13 protein-coding genes are annotated in these 16,700 nt (G+C 61.6%); 10 read left to right on the top strand and 3 right to left on the bottom strand.

Annotated features, from left to right (window positions below; translation table 11 throughout):
* Positions 1 to 44: 44 nt before the first annotated feature.
* The 3 genes from LUN51_RS13970 (at position 45) to LUN51_RS13960 (ending at position 3,334) form a co-directional block, all read left to right on the top strand.
* The gene (locus tag LUN51_RS13970) at positions 45 to 428 is read left to right on the top strand and encodes a type IV pilin protein (protein ID WP_277811734.1); all 384 of its coding nucleotides are present in this window, start codon (positions 45 to 47) and stop codon (positions 426 to 428) included.
* Between the two features lie 77 nt (positions 429 to 505).
* Entirely contained in the window at positions 506 to 1,594 is a 1,089-nt protein-coding gene (gene thiO, locus LUN51_RS13965; RefSeq protein WP_277811733.1) for a glycine oxidase ThiO, read from the top strand.
* 108 nt (positions 1,595 to 1,702) lie between these two features.
* A complete protein-coding gene (locus LUN51_RS13960; protein ID WP_277811732.1) occupies positions 1,703 to 3,334 on the top strand; it encodes an NAD+ synthase in 1,632 nt (543 codons plus the stop codon).
* Positions 3,335 to 3,442: 108 nt separating this feature from the next.
* Here LUN51_RS13960 and LUN51_RS13955 read toward each other — a convergent pair whose 3' ends face one another.
* A complete protein-coding gene (locus LUN51_RS13955; RefSeq protein ID WP_277811731.1) occupies positions 3,443 to 4,249 on the bottom strand; it encodes an outer membrane protein assembly factor BamD in 807 nt (268 codons plus the stop codon).
* Positions 4,250 to 4,354: 105 nt separating this feature from the next.
* Between LUN51_RS13955 and rluD the strand changes: the two genes are divergently transcribed.
* The 3 genes from rluD (at position 4,355) to clpB (ending at position 8,820) form a co-directional block, all read left to right on the top strand.
* Complete coding sequence (gene rluD, locus LUN51_RS13950; RefSeq protein ID WP_277811730.1) at positions 4,355 to 5,317, top strand: 23S rRNA pseudouridine(1911/1915/1917) synthase RluD; 963 nt, start codon at positions 4,355 to 4,357, stop codon at positions 5,315 to 5,317.
* Positions 5,318 to 5,324: 7 nt separating this feature from the next.
* Positions 5,325 to 6,080, top strand: a complete 756-nt coding sequence (gene pgeF / locus LUN51_RS13945) for a peptidoglycan editing factor PgeF (RefSeq protein ID WP_378093553.1) — start codon at positions 5,325 to 5,327, stop codon at positions 6,078 to 6,080.
* Positions 6,081 to 6,237: 157 nt separating this feature from the next.
* Positions 6,238 to 8,820, top strand: a complete 2,583-nt coding sequence (clpB, locus tag LUN51_RS13940) for an ATP-dependent chaperone ClpB (RefSeq protein WP_277811729.1) — start codon at positions 6,238 to 6,240, stop codon at positions 8,818 to 8,820.
* Between the two features lie 137 nt (positions 8,821 to 8,957).
* On the opposite strand, the gene LUN51_RS13935 is transcribed toward clpB, so the two are convergent.
* Entirely contained in the window at positions 8,958 to 10,289 is a 1,332-nt protein-coding gene (locus LUN51_RS13935; RefSeq protein ID WP_277811728.1) for a sugar porter family MFS transporter, read from the bottom strand.
* 545 nt (positions 10,290 to 10,834) lie between these two features.
* Here LUN51_RS13935 and LUN51_RS13930 point away from each other — a divergent pair.
* Together LUN51_RS13930 and ilvN are read left to right on the top strand one after the other, a co-directional pair.
* Complete coding sequence (locus LUN51_RS13930; protein WP_097024199.1) at positions 10,835 to 12,559, top strand: acetolactate synthase 3 large subunit; 1,725 nt, start codon at positions 10,835 to 10,837, stop codon at positions 12,557 to 12,559.
* On the top strand, positions 12,559 to 13,050 hold the full coding sequence (gene ilvN / locus LUN51_RS13925) for an acetolactate synthase small subunit (RefSeq protein ID WP_097024198.1): 492 nt from the start codon (positions 12,559 to 12,561) through the stop codon (positions 13,048 to 13,050). The genes LUN51_RS13930 and ilvN overlap by 1 nt, the downstream gene beginning before the upstream one ends.
* Before the next feature lie 70 nt (positions 13,051 to 13,120).
* On the opposite strand, the gene ilvY is transcribed toward ilvN, so the two are convergent.
* Positions 13,121 to 14,002 carry an HTH-type transcriptional activator IlvY gene (gene ilvY / locus LUN51_RS13920; RefSeq protein ID WP_261508200.1) on the bottom strand — a complete coding sequence of 294 codons (882 nt, stop codon included), beginning with the start codon at positions 14,000 to 14,002 and terminating at the stop codon, positions 13,121 to 13,123.
* A 169-nt stretch (positions 14,003 to 14,171) separates the two neighbouring features.
* Between ilvY and ilvC the strand changes: the two genes are divergently transcribed.
* Complete coding sequence (gene ilvC / locus LUN51_RS13915; protein WP_261508198.1) at positions 14,172 to 15,188, top strand: ketol-acid reductoisomerase; 1,017 nt, start codon at positions 14,172 to 14,174, stop codon at positions 15,186 to 15,188.
* A 155-nt stretch (positions 15,189 to 15,343) separates the two neighbouring features.
* Positions 15,344 to 16,168, top strand: a complete 825-nt coding sequence (gene pssA, locus LUN51_RS13910; RefSeq protein WP_261508197.1) for a CDP-diacylglycerol--serine O-phosphatidyltransferase — start codon at positions 15,344 to 15,346, stop codon at positions 16,166 to 16,168.
* The last annotated feature ends 532 nt before the right edge of the window (positions 16,169 to 16,700 follow it).

Genomic DNA, 16,700 nt, shown 5'->3' with positions numbered 1-16,700 from the left:
CCTTGCGTTGAACGTCTCGCTTTCCGTCTCCAGGAGCCCATGCCATGCATCGAACCCGCGGTTTTACCCTGATCGAGCTGATGATCGTCATGGTCATCATCGGCATCCTGGCAGCGATCGCCATTCCCTCGTATACCGAGTATGTGCGCAAGGCACACCGTGCTGACGCCCAGGCTACTTTGACGCAACTGGCGTACTGGATGGAGCGCCAGTACACGCGGGACAGCCGCTACGATACCGAAGCGACCGAGACCTTGCCCGATGCAATGACGCAGAATGAGTCTTACACCTTCGACTTTGATAAGCGCTCGGCCAATGAATTCACGCTCAAGGCGACGCCCACGGGCAGTCAGAGTGAAGACCGTTGCGGCGAGTTGACTCTGAATGATGCCGGGGAACGCGGCGCGGGCGCCGAGGACTGCTGGTAACTCGGTGTCCCCGCCGCTGCCTTGCTGCGCGTCGCATGATAGATTGCAGGTTTCTCAGCGATGAAATGAGTGCCCGCGTGAGTGATTTTCTGATCGTTGGAGGCGGCGTCATCGGCATGATGACGGCTCTGCAACTCGCCGATGCCGGCCGTCGCGTCACCCTACTCGAGCGCGGCGAATGTGGCCGCGAGGCTTCCTGGGCCGGTGGCGGCATCGTCTCTCCGCTGTACCCCTGGCGCTATAGCGCGCAAATCTCTGCGTTGTCGCGCTATTCCGAAGGCGCCTATCCTGAATTGTCGCTGCGCCTGCTGGAAGAAACCGGCATCGATCCCGAGTATCGCCAGCGAGGGCTTCTGTATCTGCGTGTCGATGATGAGCCCCAGGCGCTTGCGTGGGCACGCGAGGTTGGCAAGCCCTTGGAACGGGTCGGTGCGGAGACGATTTACGCCAAGGAGCCCAATGTCGCTCCCGGGGTCGACTCGGCGCTGTGGATGCCGACTCTGGGCAGTATTCGAAACCCACGCTTGTGCAAGGCGCTGCGGGCCCGCCTGCTGGCGATGCCTAATGTAACCCTGCGCGAGCATGTCGAGGTCGAGGCGCTGGATGTGTCGGATGGGCGCCTTCGTGGCGTTCGGACATCGGCGGGGCGCGAGGCAGCCGAGCGCGTAGTGGTATGCGGTGGCGCCTGGGCTGGTCAGCTGCTGGCGGGTATCGGCGTAACCCTGCCGGTGCGCCCGGTGCGTGGGCAGATGATTTTGTTCAAGGCGCCGCCGGGGCTGGTCGAACGCGTGGTGCTGAAGGATGGCCGTTACGTGATCCCGCGTGGCGATGGGCGCGTCGTTGCCGGGTCCACCTTGGAAGAAGTGGGGTTCGATCAGCGCACCACCGAGGTGGCCAAGGACTCGCTTTACGATAGCGCGCTGTCGATCGTGCCGGCGCTGGCCGAGTGCCCGGTGGAGCATCACTGGGCCGGCTTGCGCCCCGGTTCGCCGGATGGCGTGCCGTCCATCGGCGCGGTGCCGGACATCGAGGGGTTATGGGTCAACGCCGGCCATTATCGCAATGGCCTGGTGCTGGCGCCGGCGTCGACGCGTCTGCTGGTCGATCAACTGCTGCAACGCGCGCCGGTGGTCGATCCTGCCCCCTATCGGCTAGGTGGTGTCTGACGACAAGGCATTTTGCCAGCGAGCCGGCGTTGCGTGACAATACAGCCATGAGGCCGTCTCGACGGCAGTTTCCACAGCCAATCGCAATGAGAGAGGCGCTTTCCGCTCATGCAAGACCTGACTCTGGTGATGGCCCAGCTCGACCCGCTGGTGGGCGATATCCCCGGCAATACCGCACAGGCCATCGAAGCCGTGCGCGAAGCGCGCATCGAACACCGCGCCGACGTGGTGGTCTTCCCCGAACTGTTCCTGACCGGTTATCCGCCGGAAGACTTGCTGTTGCGCGAATCGATGGAAACACGCCTGGAAGAGGCGCGTGCGACGATGGCGCGCAAGGTGTCGCGAGACGTGATGGTTGTCATCGGCTATCCAGGCAGGCGCGATGGCCGGCTGCATAACCTTGCGGGCGTGTTGTACAACGGCGAATGGCTCGGCGAATATGCCAAGCAGGCGCTTCCCAACTATCAGGTATTCGACGAGCAGCGCTACTTCACACCAGGGCACTCGCCGCTGGTCATCGAGCATGGCGGCGCCAAGCTTGGCATCCTGGTCTGTGAGGATCTGTGGGACGGTGCGCCGGTGACGCAGAGTGTCGAGGCCGGCGCCGATATCCTGATCACGCTCAATGCCTCGCCCTATCACCGTGACAAGCCGCTCGAGCGCGAGCGGTTATTCGCCCGGCGTGCTCAGTCGGCTGCGCGGCCGCTAGTATATCTCAACCAGATTGGTGGCCAGGACGAGCTGGTCTTCGATGGGGGGTCGCTGGTGCTCGACGCCCAGGGGGAGGTTGCGGTACGTGCGCCGTTCTGGGAAGTCGGCCTGATGCCGGTGCGTTTTACCGACGCACAAGGCGCATGGGCGCCCGAGGCCGGCGAATGCGAACCGCTGCTGGAGTCGGAAGAAAGCCTATATTGCGCACTGGTGACCGGGCTTCGCGACTACGTCAACAAGAGTGGCTTCCAGGGCGTAGTGTTGGGGCTTTCCGGCGGTATCGACTCCGCCCTGTCGCTGGCCATCGCGGTCGATGCGTTGGGCCCCGAGCGCGTGCAGGCGGTGATGATGCCCTATCACTATACGGCGGATATCTCCAAGGCGGATGCGGCCGCGCAAGCCGATTTGCTCGGCGTGCATTACGAGGTCATGCCCATCGCGCCGATGGTGGAAGCCTTCACCGCCACGCTGGAAGAGAGCTTCGCCGGTACCCAGCGTGATACCACCGAGGAGAACCTGCAGTCGCGTTGCCGGGGCGTGTTGTTGATGGCGCTTTCCAACAAGAAGGGGCTGATGGTGCTGAGTACCGGCAACAAGAGCGAGATGGCGGTGGGCTATGCCACGCTATATGGCGATATGGTGGGCGGTTACAACGCGCTCAAGGACGTCTACAAGACGTGGGTGTATCGCCTTGCCAAGTGGCGCAATGAGCAGGAGCCGGCCATTCCCGAGCGTGTCATTACGCGCCCGCCTTCCGCCGAGTTGGCGCCGGACCAAGCGGACAGCGACTCGCTGCCCGGCTACGACGAACTGGACGCCATCCTCGAGCGCTACATCGAAGGCGACATGAGCGCCGAGGCGATCATCGATGCGGGCTTCGCCAGCGAAGATGTCTACAAGGTCGTGAAGCTGGTCGACCGCAGCGAATACAAGCGGCGTCAGGCGCCGGTGGGGGTTCGCGTGACCGCGCGCGGTTTCGGGCGCGATCGTCGTTATCCCATCGTCAACGGCTGGCAGCCGGGGGAATGACCCCGGTTTCGGGCTACGATCCATGAAAAACACCCTCGTCGGCATGACCGGCGAGGGTGTTTTACTGGGCTGGGTGCGCGGCTTAACTTTGCGACCCGAAGCCCGTCGTCAGCGATTCAGCGTCAGCGGCTTGGCGTCGACATGCTCGGGCTCGAAAGTCTTGCCATCGAGGCGTGCATTGTCGGGGTCGTTGTCGATGAGCGTCTGCAAGGCGTCGCGCGCCCGCTCGGGCATGTTCAGCCCCATGTAGCCCTCGACCATTACTGCCAGGGCGTCGCGTGTGGCAGGTGTTTGTGGGTAATGCTCAAGCACCCACTTGCCGCGATTGATCGCCGCCAGATAGGCGCCCTTGCGAAGATAGAAATCGGCGACTTGCAGCTCGTGACGCGAGAGCACGTTGCGCAGATAGACGATGCGTTGACGTGCGTCGGCCGCGTAGGGGCTTTCCGGGAAGCGCCGCACCAGCTCGCCGAAGTCGACATTGGCATCGCGCGTGGCGCCAAGATCACGCTTGGAGATATCGATCAGCTCGAGCCCTTCGAGGCTGAAACGCCCGGCTTGATACGCTGCGAGGCCGCGCATGTAATACGCGTAGTCGACCTGCTCGTGATCGGGGTGCAAACGAATGAAGCGGCTGGCGGCGGCGCGCGCCTGCTCCCAGTCCTCGGTCTGATAGTACGCGTAGATCAGCTCCAACTGGGCCTGCTCGGCGTAACGACCGAAGGGGAAACGGGTATCCAGCGCCTCGAGGCGTGTCACGGCGGTGCTGTAACGCCCAGCATCCAGTGACTCTTGAGCTTGCTGGTAAAGATCCTGCTCTTGTAAATCCGGGGCCGGCTCGTTGCTGGCGCAACCGGCAAGCAGCGCGCCACTAAGCAGCAACGCACCGAACGTGCCAAGTGAAGGGAATCGCATCGTCATCCTCGTTCAACCAATACGGGGCGGCCGTGCTAGAATCCGCCAGTTCGGAGTCACTATAAAGCAAACGCCCCCGGTGGCGAAATGGAACCGAGCATTGCCATGGCAGATACCGTGCAGCGAGAAGAACGCGTCCCCGAAACGATGGCGGGCCAGCGTCTGGACCAGATCGCCTCGGCGCTCTTCGCGGACTTCTCCCGCGAGCGCCTCAAGGCGTGGATCAAGTCGGGGGCGCTGACCTGCGACGGCGCGTCCGCGCGCCCCAAGGACAAGTTGCGCGGCGGCGAGCAACTGACGCTCGAGGCCACGCTCGAGGAAGATAAGCGCTTCGCGCCGCAGGCAATGGCGCTGGATATCGTCCATGAAGACGATGATGTCATCGTGATCGACAAGCCGGCGGGACTGGTCGTGCATCCCGCCGCGGGCAACCCGGACGGGACGCTGCTCAACGCGTTGCTGCATCATGCACCGGGACAGATGCAGCTGCCCCGGGCGGGCATCGTGCACCGGCTCGACAAGGACACGACCGGTTTGATGGTGGTGGCCAAGACGTTATCGGCGCATGCCTCGCTGGTCGAGCAGTTGCAGGCGCGCACGGTGTCGCGTGAATACGATGCCGTGGTGACCGGCAGGATGACCGCAGGGGGCAGTGTCGATGAACCGATCGGGCGACATCCCAAGGATCGCAAGCGCCAGGCAGTCACTCCCTCGGGCAAGCCGGCGGTGACGCACTACCGCGTGGTGGAGCGTTTCCCCGCCCATACGCATGTCCGCTGTCGCCTCGAAACCGGGCGTACTCATCAGATCCGCGTGCATATGGCACATCGCCGCTTTCCGTTGATCGGCGACCCGGTCTATGCCGGTCGCCTCAAGATGCCTGCTGGGGCCACCGACGCACTGAAGGACGTGCTGCGCCATTTTCCGCGTCAGGCGTTGCATGCACGCAAGCTGGCCTTCGTGCATCCCGGTACGGGCGAGGCGGTGGAGTTTCGCGCGTCGTTGCCGGACGATATGCTGATGTTGCTGGATTTTTTGCGCGACGCAGCCGACACGCACGCTGAGTGAGTCCCACATGAACGAACGCCCCACCTTGATTCTGCCCGATTGGCCGGCGCCGAGCACGGTCGGCGCCTTCGTCACCACACGCGAAAGCGGCCCCAGCCAGGGCGCCTTCGCGTCCTTTAATACGGCGTATCACGTAGGCGACACTCCCGGGTCGGTCGACCGCTGCCGCCGACTGTTGAGTGCCGAGCTTGACGACGCCCGTCCCTTGTTATGGCTGAACCAGGTGCATGGTGCCGCCGTCCAGCAGGACTACCGTGCGGCGTTTGCCGAGCAGCCGCCGCGCGCGGACGCCTCGGTGGCCTTCGACAAGGGGTATGCCTGTGCCGTCCTGACCGCCGATTGTCTGCCGGTGTTCTTCTGCGATCGCCAGGGCACGCGTGTGGGTGTGGCGCATGCCGGCTGGCGGAGCCTGGCGGGCGGCGTGCTGGAGGCCAGCGTGGCGGCTCTGGGACAGTCGCCTGATGAGCTCATGGCGTGGCTGGGGCCGGCGATTTCCAAGGCGCAATTCGAGGTCGGCCCTGAAGTGTTTGAAACCTTCGTGGCCGTGCAGCCCGAAGCGGAAAGCGCCTTCGAGCCCAGCCCCTATCGCCTCGGGCACTATATGGCGGATATCTATCGCTTGGCGCGGTTGCGTCTCGAGCGGTTGGGTATCGGTCATATCGGCGGCGGCCACTTCTGTACCGCCTGCGAGCCACGTTTTTATTCCCATCGTCGCGACGATGGTCACACCGGTCGCATGGCCAGTGTGATCTGGTTGCGCTGAACGGCGCTCCGCGTCCGAACCGACGTTATCGAGCGTCGGAACGATTTTTGCACGCCCTGCCTTGAAACGCCTCGAGCATACCTCCATTGATGATGTCAACATAAGATAACCGTGCGGCATGCCGGTGGCGTGTCGCGATGGATGAAGGAGGGGTTCGATGCGTATCGATCGCATGACCAGTAAATTGCAAAACGCCCTGGGCGAGGCGCAGTCCCTGGCGGTAGGGCGCAGTCATAACCAACTCGATCCCGGCCATGTGCTGATGGCGCTCGTCGAGGCGCAGGAAAACGGCATCAAGGGCCTGGTACAGAAGGCCGGCGGCGATGTGTCGCGCCTGCGTAACGGGCTTTCACAGTATCTCGACGATTTGCCGCGCGTCGGCCAGTTCGATGGCAATGTGCAGCTTTCCTCGGCGTTGTCGCAGCTGTTCAACCTCGCCGACCGCGAAGCCCAGCAGCGTGGCGATCAATATATCGCCAGCGAGCTAGTGGTGCTGGCGGCGCTGGAAATGAAAACCACCATTAGCAAGGTGCTCCAGCAGGCCGGTCTGGACGTGCAGTCCGTGCGTAGCGCCATCGATAGCCTGCGCGGCGGTAACAAGGTGGATGACGCCTCGGCTGAGGAAAGCCGTGAAGCGCTGGATAAGTACACCATGGATCTGACCCAGCGTGCCGTGGATGGCAAGCTCGATCCGGTGATCGGCCGCGACGACGAGATTCGCCGCACCATCCAGGTGTTGCAGCGGCGTACCAAGAACAATCCCGTGTTGATCGGCGATCCCGGTGTGGGCAAGACCGCCATCGTCGAGGGCCTGGCCCAGCGTATCGTCAACGGTGAGGTGCCCGAGGGGTTGAAAGATAAGCGCGTGCTGTCCTTGGACATGGGGTCGTTGTTGGCCGGCGCTAAGTACCGAGGCGAGTTCGAGGAACGCCTCAAGGCCGTGCTCGGGGAGCTGGCCAAGGAAGAAGGCCGCGTCATCCTGTTCGTCGATGAGTTGCACACCATGGTCGGTGCTGGCAAGGCCGAGGGCGCGATGGATGCTGGCAATATGCTCAAGCCGGCGTTGGCGCGCGGTGAGTTGCATTGCGTCGGGGCGACTACGTTGGACGAGTATCGTCAGCACATCGAGAAGGACGCGGCGCTTGAGCGGCGTTTCCAGAAGGTGTTGGTGGATGAACCCAACGAGGAAGACACCGTGGCGATCCTGCGTGGCCTCAAGGAGCGCTATGAGGTGCATCACGGTGTCGATATCACCGACGGCGCGATCATCGCTGCGGCCAAGCTGTCGACGCGCTATATCACCGACCGGAAACTGCCCGACAAGGCCATCGACCTGATCGATGAGGCGGCCTCGCGGATTCGCATGGAATTGGATTCGATGCCCGAGGAGATGGACCGCCTCGACCGTCGACTGATCCAGCTCAAGATGGAGCGCGAGGCACTCAAGAAGGAAACCGACGAGGCGACCAAGAAGCGCCTCGATTCACTCGAAGCTCAGATCGACGAACTGAGCCGTGAATATGCCGATCTCGAGGAGGTCTGGAAGGCCGAGAAAGCCAGCATCCAGGGCGCTGCGCAGTTCAAGGCGGAGCTCGAGCAGGCGCGCATCGATCTTGAGGCGGCACGGCGGCAGAGCGATCTGGGGCGTATGTCCGAGTTGCAGTACGGGGTGATTCCCAAGCTCGAGCAGCAGATCGCCGAGGCCAGCGAGCACGAGGCGGATACCGCCAAGCACCAGCTGTTGCGCTCTAACGTTACCGAGGAGGAGATCGCCGAGGTGGTCTCGCGCTGGACTGGCATCCCGGTGTCCAAGATGCTCGAGGGCGAGCGTGACAAGCTGCTGCGCATGGAAGAGGCGCTGCACGAACGCGTCATCGGTCAAGACGAGGCGGTGACCGCGGTGGCCAACGCCGTGCGCCGCTCACGCGCAGGATTGGCCGACCCGCATCGCCCCAACGGGTCGTTCCTGTTCCTGGGGCCCACCGGGGTCGGCAAGACCGAGCTGTGCAAGTCGCTGGCCAACTTCCTCTTCGATACCGAGGAGGCCATGGTGCGCATCGACATGTCCGAGTTCATGGAGAAGCATTCCGTGGCGCGGCTGATCGGCGCGCCGCCGGGCTATGTCGGCTATGAGGAAGGCGGTTACCTGACCGAGGCGGTGCGCCGTAAGCCCTATTCCGTGCTACTGCTCGACGAGGTCGAAAAAGCGCATCCGGATGTCTTCAACATCCTGCTGCAGGTGCTCGAGGATGGCCGGCTGACCGATGGCCAGGGGCGCACGGTGGACTTCCGTAATACGGTGATCGTGATGACCTCCAACATGGGGTCGGACATCATTCAGCGCATGGGCGGCGATGATGCCGATTACGCCGTGATGCGCGATGCCGTGATGGGGGTGGTGGGCGATCATTTCCGTCCGGAACTGATCAACCGCATCGACGAAGTGGTGGTGTTCCACGCCTTGGGGCAGGAGCAGATTCAGTCCATCGCGGCCATCCAGCTCGAGCATCTCCGGGCGCGTCTGGCCGAGCGCGAGATTCGTCTCGAGGTCAGCGACGATGCCCTGGCGCAATTGGCGGTGGTCGGCTTCGATCCGGTATTCGGTGCACGACCGCTCAAGCGGGCCATCCAGAGCCGGATCGAGAACCCGCTGGCGCAGGAGTTGCTCGCCGGGCATTTCGCGGCGGGCGATACTATCCGCGTCACTACAGAAGACGGCCACCTCGTCTTCGCCAAGTAACGTGATCGGTCCGGCGGGGCCGGGCCGATCGGTACTCTCGATATACGGTCGCGTCCTGACCGTCTTCCCGCCCGCGACGTGCCGCGTCGCGGGTTTTTTGTGCCCGACTTCTGGGCCGCCGGCACCTTCTGGTCCGATTACTCCTGTGGGAAGAGCTTGCGCTGCAGCTTTTCCAGCGGCACGCCTTTTGTCTCCGGCATCAAGAAAGCGACGAAGAGCACCTGGAGCACCATCATGACGCCAAAGAAGGCGAATACTGGCCCGCCGTTGAACACGCCCAGCACCCAGGGAGTGACCAGTGTGATCGCGGCGGCGAAGAACCAGTGCGTGAAGCTGCCCAGCGACTGACCGCGGGCGCGCTCGCGATTGGGGAATATCTCGGAAATGAAGACCCAGATGACCGTGCCCTGACTGATGCCGTGGGCGGCGACGAAGAGGCATAGCTGAAGAGGAATCAGCGCGCCCCCCAGGTTATCGGTAAAGAACGCATGCGAGATGCTCGACAGCGAGATGATGTAGCCCACCGAGCCGATATACATCAGCTTGCGGCGGCCGAAACGATCGATCAACGCCATACCGATCATGGTGAAGATCACCATGACCAAGCCGATGCCTGCGGTGGAGAGCAAAGATGCGCTGGCGCCGAGCTGTGCCGACTCGAGAATACGCGGCGCGTAGTAGAGCACGAAGTTGATGCCGGTGAATTGATTGAAGAAGGCGATCAAGAACGCCAGCGTGATCGGCAACCGGTATCGGCGCGAGAAGAAGCGTGAGTGGACCTTGTTGTCCTCGCGGTCGGCGGCTTGAATCTCCTCGATCTGAGCATCGACATCACGCTTGGCATCGATCTGGCGTAGTACCGCCGCAGCGCCACGGGTGTCGTGGCGATTGAGAATCAGCCAGCGTGGGCTCTCGGGTACCTTGAACAGTGCCAGTGTATAGACAAGTGCCGGTACGGCTTCGATGCCGACCATCCAGCGCCAGGCATCATCGCCGAGCAAGCTGCCGAGGATCGCGTTCGAGACGTAGGCCATGAAAATGCCGAATACCACATTGAATTGATAGAGCGCTACCAGGTTGCCACGCCGTTCGGCGGGCGCGATCTCGGAGATATAGGCCGGCGCGGCGACCGATGACATGCCCACGCCGAACCCACCGATCAGGCGGAAAAAGGAAAACCAGAACGGGTCGGTGGCGAGTGCAGAGCCCACGGCTGATACGAAATAGAGGACACCGATCGCGAACAGTGTCTTGCGCCGCCCCAGGCGGTCGGTAGGCCAATTGCCGAAGATCGCGCCGAGCACCGTCCCCCATAGCGCCATCGACATGATGAAGAGGCCGTGCTGGAGATCGCTGAGTCCCCAGAGTTCTTGCACGGGCCTGTCCGCTCCGGAAATCACAGCGGTGTCGAAGCCGAAGAGGAAGCCCGCCATGGCGACGAATACGGACCATTTCAGAATGGGTGACATGAGCAATTACCTTTGCCGTATGGGTGAATCCATTCACTGACCCTCACATCTTAATCAAGATTACAGCAGCGATGCCTTAATTATGCTGCCACCCGGCATCCAACTTTAGTGGATGATCGGCGTATCAATGGCGGAGTGATGCAGCACTGCTCTCCGCGCGTGCGCGGTGAGAGGTTGACAGCTCGGGGGCGCTGATGGAATCTAGGTGGTTCCTGATTGCGGGCGCAGCCATTGACGGGTGATCCCCGGCCGCTGCGTGAAGGGTAGGTTGAAAAATGCCTCTACCCGCCTGTCGAAGGAGATCAAGGGTATGGGCCAAACGCCTGTTCCCGCCAACCCCGACACGGCGATCTGCCGTGCCAGGAATCGCTTTGACCAGCCGGTCTCGGCGGTTTCTATGAGTGCGGGTCCCCACCCCGGGCCCAGAGCCAGGATTATGGCATCAGGTGCCGGCGCAGCCGGCAGCGGCGTACTGCCGCATCGACACTTCGCTGCCCGTAACGTGGCAGTGAATGGCACTCGTTATCTCCAGGGGAGAACTATCAGTGGAATTGCTTTCCGGCGCCGACATGATCGCCCGCTTCCTGCAGGATGAGGGCGTCGAGCGTATCTACGGCTACCCCGGCGGTGCAGCGTTGCATATCTATGATGCGCTGTTCCGCCAGGACAAGGTCAAACACATCCTCGTTCGTCATGAGCAAGCTGCTACCCACGCCGCCGATGGCTATGCCCGCGCCTCGGGCAAGCCAGGCACGGTGCTGGTCACCTCCGGTCCCGGCGCGACCAATGCCGTGACCGGCATCGCCACCGCCTACATGGATTCGATCCCGATGGTGGTGCTGTGCGGCCAGGTGGCCAGTCATCTGATCGGTGAAGATGCCTTTCAGGAAACTGACATCGTCGGCGTGACGCGCCCTATCGTGAAACACAGCTTCGCCATCAAGCACCCTTCGGAGATCCCCGAGGTGCTCAAGAAGGCGTATTATCTCGCCGCGACCGGTCGCCCCGGGCCGGTGGTGGTGGATATCCCCAAGGATATGACGGCGCCCACCGAGCGTTATGAGTACGTCTATCCGAAGAAGGTCAAGATCCGCTCCTATAACCCGGTCACGCGGGGTCATAGTGGCCAGATAAAGAAAGCCGTGGACATGATGCTCAAGGCGCGGCGGCCGGTGTTCTATACCGGCGGCGGCATCGTCACCAGCGGCGCGAGCGAAAACTTGACGGCGTTGGTTAAACGCCTGGGCTTCCCCATTACCACCACGTTGATGGGCATCGGCTCCTATCCGCAGACCGATGCGCAGTCGCTGGGTTGGCTGGGTATGCACGGCAGCTATGAGTCCAACATGGCCATGCACCATGCCGATCTGATCATCGCCATCGGGGCGCGCTTCGACGACCGAGTCACCAATAACACCTCGAAGTTTTGTCCCACTGCCAAGATCGTGCATGTGGATATCGATCCCAGTTCGATCTCCAAGACGGTGCGCGCCGATGTGCCGATCGTGGGGCCGGCGGATAGCGTCATCAATGAAATGATCAGCCTGTTGCAAGGCCGGGAAATGGCTAACGCCGAGGCGCTGCCGGAATGGTGGACGACCATCGATGGTTGGCGCGCCGAGCGCGAAGGCAAGCTCTACGAGGCTTCTCAGCCGGGCGAGCGACTCAAGCCGCAGGAAGTCATCGAGGCGGTGTATCACATCACGCGCGGCGAGGCCTTCGTGACCACCGATGTCGGCCAGCACCAGATGTTCGCGGCGCAGTACTACAAGTTCGACAAGCCCAATCGCTGGATCACATCCGGGGGGCTGGGCACCATGGGCTTCGGTTTCCCGGCGGCGATGGGCATCAAGCAGAACTTCCCCGATGACATCGTGGTGTGCTTCACCGGGGAGGGCAGCTTTCAGATGATGATGCAGGAATTGTCGACCTGTAAGCAGTTCGGCACCGGGGTCAAGATCATCAACCTCAACAACGGCACGCTGGGTATGGTGCGCCAGTGGCAGGATCTCAACTACAAGTCGCGCCATGCGCACTCGTACGTGGAGTCGCTGCCGGACTTTCAGAAGTTGATCGATGCCTACGGCTTCACGGCGCTCAAGGTAGAACATCACGACGAGCTCGATGCGGCGCTGGAGCGCACGTTCGCCGACAACGACGAACTGGTGTTCCTCGATATCGACGTTGACCCGCGGGAACACGTCTATCCGATGCAGGTGCCCTTGGGCGCCATGCGTGACATGCTGCTTTCGAAGACGGAGCGGACCTGATGCGCCACATCATCTCGATTCTGCTGGAAAACGAACCCGGCGCCCTGTCCCGCGTGGTGGGGTTGTTCTCCCAGCGCAACTTCAACATCGAAACGCTCAACGTGGCGCCCACTGAGGAGCCGAGCCTGTCGCGCCTGACCGTGACCACGGAAGGCGATGACCGTGTCATCGAGCAGATCACCAAGCATCTCAACAAGCTCATCGATGTGGTCAAGCTGGTCGACCTGACCGAGGGCAATCACATCGAGCGTGAGCTGATGTTGGTCAAGGTGAAGGCGCTGGGCGCGAGCCGCGACGAGGTCAAGCGCACGGTGGATATCTTCCGCGCGCAGATCGTCGACGTTACGCCGAGTGTCTATACGGTGCAGATCACCGGTGATGCCGGCAAGCTGGACGCCTTCATCCAGGCCATGGCGCCGATCGGTATTCTCGAGGTGGCGCGTACCGGGGTATCGGGCATCTCGCGAGGTGACAAGATACTCAGCCTCTGAGCCTGTGCTCTTATGCCATGCCATTACAGGCCGCTCTCACGAGCGGCCTTTTTGCTTTAAGGAGTAAAGGCTAGCGGATCTGCGACCATAGGGCCCTGACCAGCGGGTTGCGCAGCTTCTTCTCGGTGACGCAGAGCCCGACCTCGTAAGGCGTTAACGCGGGCTCGACTTCGAGGGCCTGAATGCGCTCGGCCAATGGGCTGTTGTCGACCACGATCTGCGGCACTACGCCGACGCCGAAGCCCAGCCCGACCATGCTGACGATGGCTTCGTTGCCCGCCACCTGGGCATAGATGCGCGGCTTGACCCCCAACTGGCGGAACCAGGCATCCGTTCGCTCGCGGGCAAGGCCCGACTCCGAGAGGATCATGGGAATGCTGCCCCAACTGGCGGCGTCCGTCGTGGCGGTGAGGCCAGCCAGCCATTCCGGCATGGTGCGCGGCGCGATGAACAGCAGCGGCGACGTGGCGATTGGCTTGAATGCTAGCTGTGCGGGCAGGGTCTCGGGACGCGCGGTGATCGACATGTCTTCTTCGCCGCTGAGGACGCGTGAAACCGCGCTGGCCGGGTCGCCGGTATGCAGCTTCAATTCGATGCGCGGGTGGCGCTGTCGAAACTCGCTGAGCAGCTCGTAGAGAAAGCTGTAGCTGGCAGTCACCGAGCAATAGATGCTGATCTCGCCGGACAGTTCGCGGCTTTCCGCCATCAGCGAGTGACGAAATACATCCCATTGCTCCAGAGCATCGCGTGCATAACGCTGGAAGAGGCGGCCTTCATGAGTCAGTCGGACACTGCGGTTGTCGCGCTCGAACAAGGTTACGCCGAGTTGTGTCTCGAGCTGGCGGATCGTGCGGCTCAGTGTCGAGGGACTGACGTGACACAGCTCGCTGGAGCGGCCAAAGTGCAGGGTGTCGGCCAGGCTGAGGAACTGTTGGTAGGGACGCGTATCCATGGCAATATCATTTCAGTTTTCGGCATACGGTATTGCAAATATAGCGTTTTACGCAACGCTTGGGGCTGACGTAAAGTGATATCAAAGCGTCGCGACAGACGACGCTCATGGCGGAAGGCCATCAACGCTGACACTTAATACGTTCCTTCTTCGATATCTGGAGTACGACATGCGCGTTTACTACGACAAAGATTGCGACCTCTCGCTGATCCAGGCGAAGAACGTCACCATCGTGGGGTATGGTTCCCAGGGCCATGCCCATGCCCATAACCTCAAGGAGTCCGGCGTCGAGGTCACCGTGGCGCTGCGTCCGGGCTCTTCGTCAGTGGCCAAGGCCGAAGAGGCGGGCTTCAAGGTGGCCTCCGTGCCTGAGGCCTGCAAGACGGCCGACGTGGTGATGCTGCTGGCGCCCGATGAGAACCAGAAGGCGATCTACGAGCAGGATATCGAGCCCAACTTGAAAGAAGGCGCGACGCTGGCTTTCGCGCATGGCTTCAACATCCACTACAACCAGGTGACGCCACGCGCGGATCTGGACGTGATCATGATCGCGCCCAAGGCGCCGGGTCACACGGTGCGCTCCGAGTTCGTGCGTGGTGCGGGTGTCCCGGACCTGATCGCCGTGCAGCAGGATGCCACGGGGCAGGCCAAGGAACTGTCGCTGTCGTACGCTGCCGGCGTGGGTGGTGGTCGTAGCGGCATCATCGAAACGACCTTCAAGGATGAAACCGAAACCGACCTGTTCGGCGAGCAGGCAGTGTTGTGCGGTGGCGCGGTCGAACTGGTCAAGGCCGGTTTCGAGACGCTGACCGAGGCCGGGTACGAGCCCGAGATGGCCTACTTCGAGTGTCTGCACGAACTCAAGCTGATCGTCGACCTGATGTACGAAGGCGGTATTGCCAACATGAACTACTCCATCTCCAACAATGCGGAGTATGGCGAGTACGTCACTGGCCCCAAGGTCATCAACGAGCAGTCTCGGGAAGCGATGCGCCATGCCTTGAAGGACATCCAGACCGGCGAATACGCCAAGATGTTCATCAACGAGGGCAACAGCAACTATCCGTCGATGCATGCGCGTCGCCGCCTGAATGCCGAGCATCCGGTCGAGCAGGTGGGGGCGAAGCTGCGTGGCATGATGCCCTGGATCGCGGCTAACCAGCTGGTCGACAAGAGCAAGAACTAAGCGCTTTTGTGAGTCGGTAGCGAACGGGCGCGGCCAATTGGCCGCGCCCGTTTACGTTTTGGGTCGTCAAGGAGGCCGACTGTCGACTAGGATTGCAGTGTGTAGAATGTCGGAATGGCCCATCAAGGGCCGTTCCATGGCAACGGATGACTTTTATGACGCAAGAATCGGGCACGCCAGAATCGCCCAAGAAAGCCGACACCGAGGATGTCTCGGAGGACAATTCGGCCTTTCAGGACGAAGACGAAATCATTGAGGAAACCATCGAGAATGGGAAGCGCGTGCGTCGACGAGGCATTTATTTGTTGCCCAACCTGTTCACGCTATCGGCGCTGTTTTCTGGTTTCTTCTCCATTATCGCGGCGATGAACGGCAACTTCTCGGGGGCCGCCATCGCGATCTTCGTGGCGATGGTTCTCGATGGGCTCGATGGACGCGTGGCACGGATGACCAACACGCAAAGTGCCTTCGGCGCCGAGTTCGACAGCCTGGCCGACATGGTTTCGTTCGGCGTAGCTCCTGCGCTGGTGGCGTTTTCCTGGATTCTGCAAGACGTCGGCAAGATTGGCTGGATCGCTGCTTTTATCTTTGCCTCCGGTGCGGCATTGCGTCTGGCTCGCTTTAATGTGCAAATCGGCAGTACTGACAAGAAGTGGTTCGTGGGTTTGCCGAGTCCTTCCGCAGCCGCGCTCGTCGCCGGCTGCGTATGGACGCTGCATAAGTTCGACGCCGATGCCTTGGGCTTTAAATTGTTCATCGCGTTCGTCGTGGCAGCAGCAGGGGTGTTGATGGTCAGCAACATCCGCTACCACAGCTTCAAGGAAGTCGATTTCAAGGGCCCTGTTCCCTTCGTCGTGCTGTTGGCGATTGTGCTCGCATTCGTGGTGATTTCACTTGAGCCCTCGCTCATGCTCTTGATCTTGTTCGGCTGCTATGTGGTGTCGGGGCCTTTGCTCGCACTCATGCGCAAAATACGCTGAGTTCGTTTCTTTCTTAGCCAGTGCCCGCCACGGTGTGGCGCTGGATTATCCACACCCTCTTTTATGTGCTGCCCCGTTCGGGGTGTGGATAAGGCGAATGGCGGCAACGTTTACCTGCTGCCAATCGAACGGCAACTATTTTTAAATCATCCCCTTGCGTTCCTCCTCTGTGGATCGTAAAGTACGCATCCGCTGCCGGCGACGGACCTCGTGGCCAGTGGTGGATGGGTAGCGCAAGTGGCTGACTTGCTTGAGAAATTCGAATCGTTGGTTGGTTTTCTCGCTTGACAGTGACGCCGGATTCGGTAAAATGCGCCGCACCTCGAAAGGCCCCTGACAACGCCGCGGTTCAAGGCGATGTCAGCGATTGTCACCTCGGCTAACGCCTTGACAATCACGGCGCTTTCGGTAGAATACGCCTTCCTTGCGAGGCGCCCATCGGGCACACGCAAGCAGCTCTTTAACAATCGATCAGGTAATTCATGTGGGCGTTTGCTCAGGATAGGGGTGCCAGTCACGACCTATCAAGGCA

Origin of the sequence: Chromohalobacter canadensis (genome assembly GCF_029544075.1) — a bacterium.
Taxonomy (GTDB): domain Bacteria; phylum Pseudomonadota; class Gammaproteobacteria; order Pseudomonadales; family Halomonadaceae; genus Chromohalobacter; species Chromohalobacter canadensis_A.
Note: the sequence above shows the minus strand (reverse complement) of the source record. Positions and strands in the feature narration are given on the sequence as shown.

What these genes read in the sequence shown, in the direction of transcription:
- LUN51_RS13970 (WP_277811734.1), top strand. Translation starts at nt 45, where the DNA reads ATGCATCGAACCCGCGGTTTTACCCTGATCGAGCTGATGATCGTCATG.
- LUN51_RS13960 (WP_277811732.1), top strand. Translation starts at nt 1,703, where the DNA reads ATGCAAGACCTGACTCTGGTGATGGCCCAGCTCGACCCGCTGGTGGGC.
- LUN51_RS13955 (WP_277811731.1), bottom strand. Translation starts at nt 4,249, where the DNA reads ATGCGATTCCCTTCACTTGGCACGTTCGGTGCGTTGCTGCTTAGTGGC.
- rluD (WP_277811730.1), top strand. Translation starts at nt 4,355, where the DNA reads ATGGCAGATACCGTGCAGCGAGAAGAACGCGTCCCCGAAACGATGGCG.
- pgeF (WP_378093553.1), top strand. Translation starts at nt 5,325, where the DNA reads ATGAACGAACGCCCCACCTTGATTCTGCCCGATTGGCCGGCGCCGAGC.
- clpB (WP_277811729.1), top strand. Translation starts at nt 6,238, where the DNA reads ATGCGTATCGATCGCATGACCAGTAAATTGCAAAACGCCCTGGGCGAG.
- LUN51_RS13935 (WP_277811728.1), bottom strand. Translation starts at nt 10,289, where the DNA reads ATGTCACCCATTCTGAAATGGTCCGTATTCGTCGCCATGGCGGGCTTC.
- ilvN (WP_097024198.1), top strand. Translation starts at nt 12,559, where the DNA reads ATGCGCCACATCATCTCGATTCTGCTGGAAAACGAACCCGGCGCCCTG.
- ilvY (WP_261508200.1), bottom strand. Translation starts at nt 14,002, where the DNA reads ATGGATACGCGTCCCTACCAACAGTTCCTCAGCCTGGCCGACACCCTG.
- ilvC (WP_261508198.1), top strand. Translation starts at nt 14,172, where the DNA reads ATGCGCGTTTACTACGACAAAGATTGCGACCTCTCGCTGATCCAGGCG.
- pssA (WP_261508197.1), top strand. Translation starts at nt 15,344, where the DNA reads ATGACGCAAGAATCGGGCACGCCAGAATCGCCCAAGAAAGCCGACACC.